We start from the raw sequence: 11,335 nt of genomic DNA on the forward strand, positions 1-11,335 counted from the left end.
ATCTCCCAACTTTTGGATCAATCGTTTACTCCTAATATAGCAAATACGCTTTGAAATGCGTGCACCATGTCGTAACTGTTAGATTTCAGTGCCTAGCTGTCGTAGATTCAACTAAAATATAGCTTACACCCACAGTCGGATGACATACCCAATTCATTCTTTTATACTGAAACTAAGATCAATTTGATAAAGGAGTGTTTTTCATGCGTTTAAAACATGTAATTCAAAATGCTTTTGATGACTTTTTAAACATGAAAGTTAATGCTAAAAACCTGATCATTACTGGGGTTATTACCTTCTTCGCAAGCTCAGTTATGACGCCATTGTTAGGCATTCCAGTCGGTCTCTTATTCTCTGGTTGGCTTATTGAAAATAAACTGAATGATTGATGACATTAAACCTACAAGAACCTAAATAATCAAGTTCTTGTAGGCTTTATTTTTTTACAAAAGGCTGTAAGCTCTTACAAAGTATTATATAATGAGATATGATGTTATTTCACAATAATACAAAATAAAAAATATTATATGAAAAGGAGTTTTCTTATGCTTAATTACTTACAACGCATTGGACGATCACTCATGTTGCCGGTTGCCGTTTTACCTGCTGCAGCAATTCTTGTCGCAATTGCCAATATCATTGATGCAACAATCGGGCAAAATGCAGCTTATGCCTTTTTCTTCAATGCAGGCATGGGCGTTCTTGAAAATCTTGGGCTTCTCTTTGCTATTGGTGTCGCAATCGGTATGGCGAAGAAAAATGATGGTGCCACGGCACTCGCAGCAATCGTCGGCTTTTTAGTCGTTGATAAGCTGTTGGATCCAGCCAATATTTCAGTCTACTTAGGGATTAGTGAAAAAACGGTTAACCCTGGATTTGCAAATATCGGCTTTGGTAATGTCTTTGTTGGAATCGCTGTTGGGCTAATCGCCGCACATTCTTATAACAAGTTCTCATCTGTCGAATTACCGGATGCTTTTGCCTTTTTCAGTGGTAAACGTCTCGTTCCAATCATGACTGCATTGTTCTCAGTTATCTTTGCATTCTTATTGCTCTTCATCTGGCCATTCGTATACAGCGCACTCGTTGCATTTGGTAAGAGCATCATTGACTTAGGTGCAATTGGTGCGGGTATATATGGTGTTGCGAACCGTCTTCTCATTCCGCTCGGTCTACATCATGCACTTAACGCCGTATTCTGGTTCGATATTGCTGGCATCAATGATGTCGCAAACTTCCAATCACAAACGGGTACAAAAGGAATCACAGGACGCTACATGGCTGGATTCTTCCCAATCATGATGTTTGGTATCCCAGCAGCTGCACTTGCGATGTATCACACTGCACAAACAAAATACCAAAAACAAATTGGTAGTATTATGTTTGCTGGTGCCATCTCCGCATTTATTGTAGGGATTACTGAACCAATCGAGTTCGTCTTCATGTTCGTTGCGCCATTATTGTATGTCGTACACGCATTGTTGACAGGATTGTCACTCTTTATCGCTGCATTGTTCCATTGGACAGCAGGATTTGCATTCAGTGCTGGGTTGATTGACTTCGTCTTATCATTGATCAATCCATTCGCTAATCACCCATTTATGCTTATCATTCAAGGACTTGTGTTCTTTGTCTTATACTATGTTATTTTCCGTTTTCTTATCATCAAACTTAACTTAAACACACCTGGACGTGGAACAAACATTCCAACATCACAAGTAACAGATACAGCCGCAACAACTGAATCACCATCAGTAAGTAGATATACGCAAACTGCAACTACGATTATCGAAGGACTGGGTGGTAAAGAAAATATTACGTCTCTTACAAATTGTGCCACACGTTTACGCTTAGAAGTAGCAGACAATACAAAGTTAAACGAAGCACAAATTAAATCTGCGGGAGCTGCAGGTGTCATTAAAAATGGACAACACGCTGCACAAATTATCATTGGTACACATGTGCAACAAGTAGCAGATGAAATGGAACGTCAATTGGAAGAATAAATAAAATACCAAACTTTTGAAACAACTCTTCAAAAGTTTGGTATTATTGTTTTTTATTCTAAAACATATTTTTTGAAATCATCGATAACCTTTTCATTATACTTTTGATAATCAAAATATGGTTTGACTATACCCTTCTCAATAAATTGATTCATGCCATCTGCAATTGACTCCACATTCTTCTCTATTAATAATCCATTTTTTTCATTAATAATTGAATTGATTCCAGGAACATTTGTACCTATGACTGGAATACCTAGAACTTGTGCTTCTAAAACAACCATTCCTTGCCCTTCATAATTAGAAGGCAACACAAAACAATCACATTTATTTATAAAAATAAATGGGTTTTCAATGAATCCTAGTAAGAATATATGGTTTTGCATACCCAGTCTTGCAATCAACTGTTTTAGCTCTCTTTTCAATGGTCCATCACCTATGATATACAATCGGCTGTTACTATGACGTTGAACAACCTTTACAAAGGCTTTAATTAACTCTTCGTGATTTTTTTCTGGTGAAAGCCTAGCTACATTCACAAAATTATGGTAATTAGAATCAGGCATTTCAACTGCTTTAATAGCTACTTGACTGTCTTCAATATTTTTCTTGAAGATTAAATAGTTCTTTCTATTCTCTTTATCAAAATAATGACTATGGTCTTCCGAAGTTGCCATTTCTATGATTTCATCACCATTTATAATATTACTAATTGACACCATTTTACTTTCTGGATGAGTAATATATTTTGCTAAATTCTTCTTATTTGCTTCATTTGCACTTTCAGTCACTGAAACTATTTTGTCAAAATGGTCATACAAGCTAAAAATAACTTTTAGATTCCATCTGTGTTTATAACGACCATTTATAACTTTATCATATTCACCCTGCATATCATTATGTAAGAATATAGCTTTTCTTTTTACGGGTGCAAAGGCGAACAAAGCAGTAAACATCTTGTTATAACCACCATAATCAATCATGATATCTGGATTTAAGTTACCAAAAATTCTTTTATAATCTAACTTGAAGTATGCTTTCATCATTTTCTTATAAATATATTTTGAGTCGTAACCCTGTCTGTACAATAAATTTTGCGTTATTGTATCAATTACATTTCTATTTGTCCTAGAAAATCTGCTTATAACATGAACTCTCTGATCAAGTCTGTTCATATTATTAATCTTATCATCAAACTTTTTATCATTTTCGATTAAAATAACTTCATACTTATCATAATCTATTTTTTTACTTAAATTAATAATAGAGTTAGTAATCCCATTATTATAGAACCCTCCACCATAAAATACGATTACTTTTTTATTTGATTTGTAACGAGTCAGCTCTTTTCGTTTGCCAATGATAAAGTCTAAAGACTGGCCTGCTGTGATACCATTATCAAACAAGCAAAAATCTTCTAAGTATCTGTTAATCTCAGATTTAAAAATCTTAGTATACTCATCTTGATATTTATCGATATTATCCATGAGTTCGTTTAAGGTATAAGCTTTGCTCCCTGGTAAGCCTTCAATGTCAAGATAAAATCCACGCGTCTCTTCATATTCTTCTTTATCTGGCATATAAAAATAAATTGGTCTTTGCAAAGGTAAGTAATCAAAGAATAGACTTGAATAATCTGTAATTAATGTATCAACTGCACATAACAACTCATTTGTATCCACCCAATTCGGTACCATGAGTGAGTCTAAACCAAGTTCTTTAAACTTTTCATAAATAAAATAGTGTGCTTTAAGATATACTTTATAATCCCCGCCCATTTTTTCTTGAAGTAAGATAACCTCATCTACTAAATTTTGAATATCTTCATCTGTTGTATCTTTGAGCGTTTTTTTCCATGTAGGTGCATAAAGTAATATTTTTTTTGATTGATTCAAACCATATTTATTTATAACATCTTCTCGGTTACTATTTAAGGTTAAGTCCACTCTTGGATTCCCATAAATACCAACTTCCGCATTTAAAATACCCTCTAAGTCATGACTTTTAATTAATTTATCTGCAGTAAACTTGTTTGGCAAAATCAATTTGTCTGCTGAAAATAAGTTCTTTTGAATGTTTTTATGATCATTAAACCCTCTATCTTTAATGTCAATCCCTAAAGTTTTAAGAGGTGTACCATGCCATGTATTAACGTATACTTGATTATCTCTCTTTATAAAATAAGGCATAAAAGATGTATCGTTAATTAGGTACTTACAGGTCGCAAGTAACCTTAAATACTCACGACTTTCATACTTAACAACAAATATATTTTTATTATCTAGCGTTTTTTTAATCCATTTAATCATTGGATCATTTGTATCTTTAATTGCTATATAAAATTTCATATTGGGGTATACATCAACCATTTTACGAAAAATTGCATATACATTCCCTGTAAAATTGACACCATGATATGATTCAAATAATATGGCGTTTTTTTTCACTGGTGAAGTTCTGATTGTATTGATATAAAAAGCATTATCCCTTACTCTTTTATTTTTTAAGTTTTCTTTCACCGGATTCAATAAAAAATCCTTTATTTCTTTTACTTTGTTCAAAGAGACATCTCCTTTAACTAATTAATCATTATTTTTTACACTTATCTTTTTGAGATTTGTTTTTGAAATACATGTTAATTTCAGACCATTGCTGGTCACAAATACAGTATATACCATTACTTTATTCTATCATGTAAAATAATTATATAAAACCTATACTCTTGGAAAACATCCTGAGAAAATACCTTCAAAAATAAAGAACATCTGCTTACTCAAATACAAAAAAGACTAACTTTGTTCATCATTATTATTATCTTTTACTTATAATTGTTAGTTTCACATTGAATTACATCGAATATTCTGATATTAAATCAATCTATTAACTTTAAAATAAGGAAACACTTTTAAAAAATAGTAATCATACTTTTTTGACTTATTTAATTTTGGATTTATGTTAAAAATACAGATACAGTAAAAAGAGAATTTTATCACGCTTAGCTTGTCTCACAATTTATGTGCTTTTTAATTTTTGAAATACCTAAATCATGAAATTGTTTTTATACATTTTTTGTCAATTTTAATTAAGTCCATATAATTTAGGATCGAATGAATCTTTTTTAATTTGTAATAATAAGAATGGATCCTATAACACTGAACATTGCTTCATTTCTCATTTTAAAATCACAGAGATAAATTATTTTAGGATAATATTATACATACATTCTCATTGAGGTTTATTTTTCAACGTCTTCACAATTAACACGTAACCATCTTGTTAATGTCTGAATAGGATATCTATATCTCTTGAAACTTCCATTACCTTTCTCACCAAACTCTACTAATGAAATGCCTCCATCTTAAAATCATTGTTATATCTTCTTTTAGAATTAACTAACATTCCAGTGAATTGATTACTTTTATTACAAATTAACCATGCCGTTATTCAGTCTAACATGACTAACCTTCAATAAATTTTATTGCGTCACGAATGGATGTATATATATAAATATTATTTATATTAGTAACTATATATAATCAATTCTATAAATGGCATAACCAATTATAAAAACAAATTAATGTTATATAGAAAATATATTGATTATATGCTATTATGTTTTATAATGTCAAAAATTTCTTTAAGAGAGTAATAAAGTTATTTAGGAGGGATAAAGTTGGCTCTTAATTATAATGAGTTGTCATTAAAAGGTAAATTTGTAGTACATGCAGATCGCAAGTTACAATTTTTAATGGAACCTTTAAAATCTTATTATGGCATCAATAACATCTCAATTATTATGGATTACGCAAAATACTATGAAAAATTACCTGTTCAAGAAAATAGAATTTTATATCAATCAAGAGATGGAAAGAGTATGTCTGATTCTCCTTATGCTATATTTAAATATCTTATGTCAAATCCTGAATATAAGGATTTTATACACGTATGGGCATGCGAATCAAATGAAATTAGAAAATATTATAAAAAGAAATACAGTCACTTAGAGCAAGTTGTTTTTGTAGTTATTCATGGCGATGAGTATTTAAAAGAGCTGGCTCAATGTAAATATTTAATTAACAACTCATCATTCTCAATTTATTTCTGCTCTAAACCTGAGCAAGTCTATATAAATACTTGGCATGGAACACCATTAAAATATTTGGGATTGGATTTAGATAATAGTATCCTTGCTATACAAAATTTAACGCGTAACTTTCTACATACCAAATATTTTCTTACACAGAATGAACATACAACTAATGTATTTAAAAAAGGATTCCAACTAGATGGCTTATATCATGGAGAATTTGTAGAAGACGGTTATCCACGAACTGACTTAACAATAAACACACCATATGATGAAGTTAAAGAAGATCTTATTTCCAATAATAAGAACATTAAATTCAAGAAAGAAAAAACACTCTTGTTTGCACCAACATATAGAGGTAACTTCATGGACCCTTCAGACGATATAGATGAATTATTAGACAATGTAAAACTGTTAGAAAAAAACGCGGACTACAATATTTTATTGAAAGTTCATCCTTTTATGTATTCAAATGTTGTTGAAGATTCAAGGTTTAAAAAATATTTAATACCTGATTCATTAGACCCTAATGAAGTATTATGTTTAGCTGACTTATTAGTTACAGACTATTCAAGTATCTTCTTTGACTTTTTAGTTACAGATAAACCTATTATATTTTTTACATCCGACTATGAAAAGTATAAAGAAGAACGTGGACTATACATTGATGTTAATACATTACCTGGTCCTACTACAACTAATATTGATGATTTAATCACTACTATTAATAATGCTATCTATAAAGAAGAAAAATACTTAGATTTGTATAAGCAATTTAAAAAACAATATGTTCCTCATGATGATGGTAGAGTCACAGAAAGAGTTGTAAATAAAATTTTTAGTACTCCTGTAAAACAATCAAATAACAAAGAAAGAATACTGATATATGCCGGTGGATTAATGAATAATGGTATTACTAGTTCTTTGTTAAATCTTTTACAAAATATAGATTACAATCGATTTGAAGTGACTATTTTCCTTCAAAGAAGAGCAAATAAAATTGCATTAGATAACATGTCGAAAGTAAATAAAAATGTTAAAATCCTTTTGAGAAGTGGTGGATTTTTTGCAACGTTTATAGAGAATTATCGAAATAATTATGTTAGAAAAAGAGGTATCATTACACTTAAAGAAAGTCTCCTGTATCCTGACAAGGCATATCGGAGAGAATTCAGAAGACTTTTTGGGAATAGTCGATTTGATTATGTAATCGATTTTAGTGGGTATTCTATGTTTTGGTCTAATTTGATATTAGCAACACCTTCTAAAAAGAAATTTATATACTTACATAGTGATATGATGGAAGATTTACATAAAGTTGTAGGTAATAAAAAACCACATATCATTAACTTAAAATCCTTGATGACTATTTATCCTAAATTCGATAATTTGATAAATGTTTCAGAAAATATTCATCAAATTAACAAAAAGAAATTAAAACGATTTAATATAGACAATAAATTTGTAACAGTAAATAACCTTCTTGATTTAAATAGAATTTATGAAGGTGCCAAAAAAGAAGAGAATATTATTAAAACATTGGACCCAAACAAACAACTTCTTATTGGAAATTCACCAACAGGTGTCGAAATTATCAACTTTGATAATAATAACTTCAATATATTTGCAAGTGGCCGATTATCACCAGAAAAAGGGTTTGATAATTTAATTGAAGCATTCTCTTATATAGCTAACGATTATCCTAATGCTATGTTATATATATTAGGGGAAGGTAAGGATCGCACAAAATTAGAGACAATGATCCATAGTCGTGGACTGTCAGAAAGAGTTTATTTACTAGGACATCAATCAAATCCATTTAGTTTAATAAATAAAGCAGATCTCTTTGTCTTATCATCCCACTATGAGGGGCAAGGTCTGGTTGTTTTAGAAGCATTAGCTCTCGGCAAAAATGTTCTCTCTTCAGAATTAGAGGTTACTAAAGAAATTTTAGAGAACGGTAAATATGGTATGTTAAAAAATAATGATGCTCGATCACTTGCTGATGGAATAGAGCTATTTTTAAAAGAAGAAACTCCAATATATGAAAAATACAACGTTCAAAAGTATAATGATATTGCTTTGACACAATTCAATAATTTATTCGATTAGATAATACAAAAAACACTTTTAATTTCTTAGTGGGATGGCATGAAATGCTGTCCCACTTTTTTATATTTAACCTATTGTAAATGTAAAAAAATGCTCATGATTTATTCGACTAAAAAAACAGCATAAGGGCATATAACCTTACGCTGTTTAACTCACATAACTATCAAAAGTAAAAACTTTTACATTTTTTCAATATATTTACTGTGAAAATCTTCTATAATTCGATCTAAATCATCAGTATTTAAAGAAAAATACAATTTCATTTTAGGCTCTGTTCCAGACGGACGTACAGCAATAAATCCTTCTTCAAAAATAAACTTAATTAAATTTGCCTCAGGTAAGTTAATTGATTCTTCTTGACCTGTTTCAACATTTAATGAAATCCTGCTATTATAATTCTCAATAAATAGTGGTGTTAAACCCTCAATCTCAACGGATTTCAGCTGCTTGAGACACGTCATAATACGTTCAATTTTTTGTTGCCCTTCCGCACCAGCAAATGTTGGGGACAGTGTCTTATCATGATAATATCCATATTGGTGATATATCTCTGTTAAAACATCTTTAAACGTTTTATTATCTTGTGCAAGCTGCTCTTTATATTTAATTAATAATGGTGCAATTTGTATGGCATCTTTATCTCTAGAAAAGTCTTCTACTAAATATCCATGACTCTCTTCATAAGCCAATAATAACTGAGAAGATGATTGCTCCATATTTCTTAATTGTTCTGAAATATATTTAAATCCTGTTAAAACATTAATCACTTCTATGTCTAATGTCTTTGCGAATTTTTCACTTAAAGCACCAGAGACAACTGATTTAATCATATACAGAGATTGTTTTGTCACTAAGTCATCATGTCTTAACTTAAGTAACAATAGACCAATTTCGTTCCCATTAAAATAACGAGTTGCTCCATCTTGATATCTCTCAACAATACCTAATCTATCTGCATCTGGATCTGTTGCAATAACTAACTGTGCATTTTCTTTTTCTGCAAGTCGTCTACCTATTTCAAAAGTATCTTCTACTTCAGGATTAGCAATTGGAACAGTAGGAAAGTCTCCATTTGGTATAGATTGTTCTTGCGCAATAACATAATTTGTATAACCAACTTCATCTAAAATATTCGACAATAATGGCAAACTTGTCCCATGTAGACTTGTTAGTACTGTCTTTGTAGAAGCCGTCTTGATTGGACCTACTAGATTTCCCACAGCTTTTTTATATAAATTTGTTGTCTCTTCGTCAAAAGATACAATCATATTTTGATGCTTTAATTTTTCAAAATCTTCTACCGTAATATTTAAAGCATCTTTAACAGAATCAATATATTGACTTAACTCTAAAGATGCTTCTGTTAATAATTGTCCACCATCTGATCCATATACTTTTATGCCATTATAATTTTTAGGGTTATGACTTGCTGTAATCATAATGCCAGCCGTTACATTTAATTGTCTCACTGCAAAAGACAATTCAGGTGTGGAGTTGAAACCTTCTGGTAAAATCACTTTTACACCATTTGTTCCTAATACTTTTGCAATTTCTATCGCAAATTCTTTAGATAAATGTCTTGTATCAAAATGAATTACAACTTTAGGATTTGTTGTTTTCTTCAATAAATATTTGGAAAATCCCAATGCAAATTTTTGGATGGTAAACTTGTTCAATCGACCTGGACCAATTCCAAAAGTACTTCTAATACCTGCTGTTCCAAAAGATAAAACGTCTGAGAAACCAGCTTCAATTTCTTTTTCAGATTGAATATTATAGAATGGTTCAATGAGGCTTTCTGAAAGTTTCTCTTCCCATCGTGTTCTCAACTTACTCACCTCTTATTTATAAGTTTAGTGAACGAATATAATCTTTAATTTCTTCATTCATTTCTTCATTTTTTAATGCATATTCTATCGTAGTTTTTACAAATCCGATTTTTTCACCTACATCATAACGTGTACCTTCAAAGTCATATGCATATACCTTATCATCTTTATTTAAACGTTCAATCGCATCTGTTAATTGGATTTCTCCGCCGCTTCCTTCGCTTTGAGTTTCTAAGTATTCAAATATTTCCGGAGACAATACATATCTACCCATAATCGCAAGATTTGATGGTGCAGTGCCTTGTTCTGGTTTTTCGACAAATTTCTCCACTTCATATAAGCGATTAGTTTGAGATTTTGGCGAAATAATACCATAGCGATGTGTTTCAGATTCTGGTACGGTTTGAACACCAATGACAGATTTTCCAGTTTCTTCATATTTCTCCATTAATTGTTGAATTGCTGGTGTTTCTGAATCTACAATATCATCTCCAAGCAATACTGCAAAAGGCTCATTTCCAATAAATTGCTTAGCTGTTGAAATGGCATGACCTAAACCTTTCTGTTCCTTCTGGCGAACATAAAAAATATTAGCAAGGTCTGTTGAATACTGTACTTTATCAAGCAACTCAAGTTTCCCTTTTTCAGATAATGCTGTTTCTAATTCTTTTTGTGTGTCAAAATGATCTTCTATCGCACGCTTATGCTTACCAGTTACAATAATAATATCTTCTATACCTGCCTTAGATGCCTCTTCAACAATATATTGAATTGTCGGTTTATCCAAAATAGGTAACATTTCTTTTGGCATTGCTTTTGTGGCAGGTAAGAAACGTGTACCTAAACCTGCAGCTGGAATAACCGCTTTCTTAACCTTTACGTTTTGTTCATTTTTCATTATTTTATAGTCCCTTCAAAAAAGTTTCTCTTAATACCTTCATTATAAGTATAAAGCATCACCTATTTCAAGCAACATAAAGTATAACACATTATTCAAAACAGATAGACACACGGTATAAGACTCAATAACCGACATATTAAATTGGTAATTGATTACGTCATACAAAAATAAATCAGTTTAAGTAGTATTAGCGACGTCAAAAAATATGATCACAACCTTAAGATTTATGTATTTCAACGAGTAGAATCTAATAAAGTATAATCTTTATCCTCCCAAAGCATTGGATTTAAAAAATGAAAGGTTTTGATATTTTTAGTACATCTTCTATTTCTAGTATGATATTTTAATCGTTAAATAGATTAGCAAATATAGCAATCTCTCAATCACTTTATGAAATGGT

General features: G+C 30.8%; 6 protein-coding genes. 3 read left to right on the top strand and 3 right to left on the bottom strand.

Features of this window, described 5'->3' with window-relative positions; all coding sequences use genetic code 11:
• Positions 1–203 precede the first annotated feature (203 nt).
• Positions 204–389 (top strand): VraH family peptide resistance protein, encoded by a 186-nt coding sequence (locus MUA51_RS10010; RefSeq protein ID WP_262559696.1) that lies wholly within the window; start codon positions 204–206, stop codon positions 387–389.
• A gap of 156 nt (positions 390–545) precedes the next feature.
• Positions 546–2,006 (top strand): N-acetylglucosamine-specific PTS transporter subunit IIBC, encoded by a 1,461-nt coding sequence (gene nagE, locus MUA51_RS10015; protein ID WP_262559697.1) that lies wholly within the window; start codon positions 546–548, stop codon positions 2,004–2,006.
• Between the two features lie 53 nt (positions 2,007–2,059).
• Here the strand turns inward: nagE and MUA51_RS10020 are convergent, their stop codons facing one another.
• Positions 2,060–4,567 (bottom strand): glycosyltransferase, encoded by a 2,508-nt coding sequence (locus tag MUA51_RS10020; protein WP_262559699.1) that lies wholly within the window; start codon positions 4,565–4,567, stop codon positions 2,060–2,062.
• A gap of 1,112 nt (positions 4,568–5,679) precedes the next feature.
• On the opposite strand from MUA51_RS10020, the gene MUA51_RS10025 reads away from it, so the two are divergent.
• A complete protein-coding gene (locus MUA51_RS10025; RefSeq protein ID WP_262559700.1) occupies positions 5,680–8,205 on the top strand; it encodes a glycosyltransferase in 2,526 nt (841 codons plus the stop codon).
• A gap of 179 nt (positions 8,206–8,384) precedes the next feature.
• Here MUA51_RS10025 and MUA51_RS10030 read toward each other — a convergent pair whose 3' ends face one another.
• Both MUA51_RS10030 and galU read right to left on the bottom strand, forming a co-directional pair.
• Positions 8,385–10,034 carry a phospho-sugar mutase gene (locus MUA51_RS10030; protein WP_262559702.1) on the bottom strand — a complete coding sequence of 550 codons (1,650 nt, stop codon included), beginning with the start codon at positions 10,032–10,034 and terminating at the stop codon, positions 8,385–8,387.
• Between the two features lie 16 nt (positions 10,035–10,050).
• Positions 10,051–10,932 carry a UTP--glucose-1-phosphate uridylyltransferase GalU gene (gene galU, locus MUA51_RS10035; RefSeq protein WP_262559703.1) on the bottom strand — a complete coding sequence of 294 codons (882 nt, stop codon included), beginning with the start codon at positions 10,930–10,932 and terminating at the stop codon, positions 10,051–10,053.
• Positions 10,933–11,335 lie beyond the last annotated feature (403 nt).

The organism is Staphylococcus sp. IVB6214, from assembly GCF_025558585.1.
In the GTDB taxonomy this organism is placed as follows: Bacteria; Bacillota; Bacilli; order Staphylococcales; family Staphylococcaceae; genus Staphylococcus.

What these genes read in the sequence shown, in the direction of transcription:
- galU (WP_262559703.1), bottom strand. Translation starts at nt 10,932, where the DNA reads ATGAAAAATGAACAAAACGTAAAGGTTAAGAAAGCGGTTATTCCAGCT.
- MUA51_RS10010 (WP_262559696.1), top strand. Translation starts at nt 204, where the DNA reads ATGCGTTTAAAACATGTAATTCAAAATGCTTTTGATGACTTTTTAAAC.
- nagE (WP_262559697.1), top strand. Translation starts at nt 546, where the DNA reads ATGCTTAATTACTTACAACGCATTGGACGATCACTCATGTTGCCGGTT.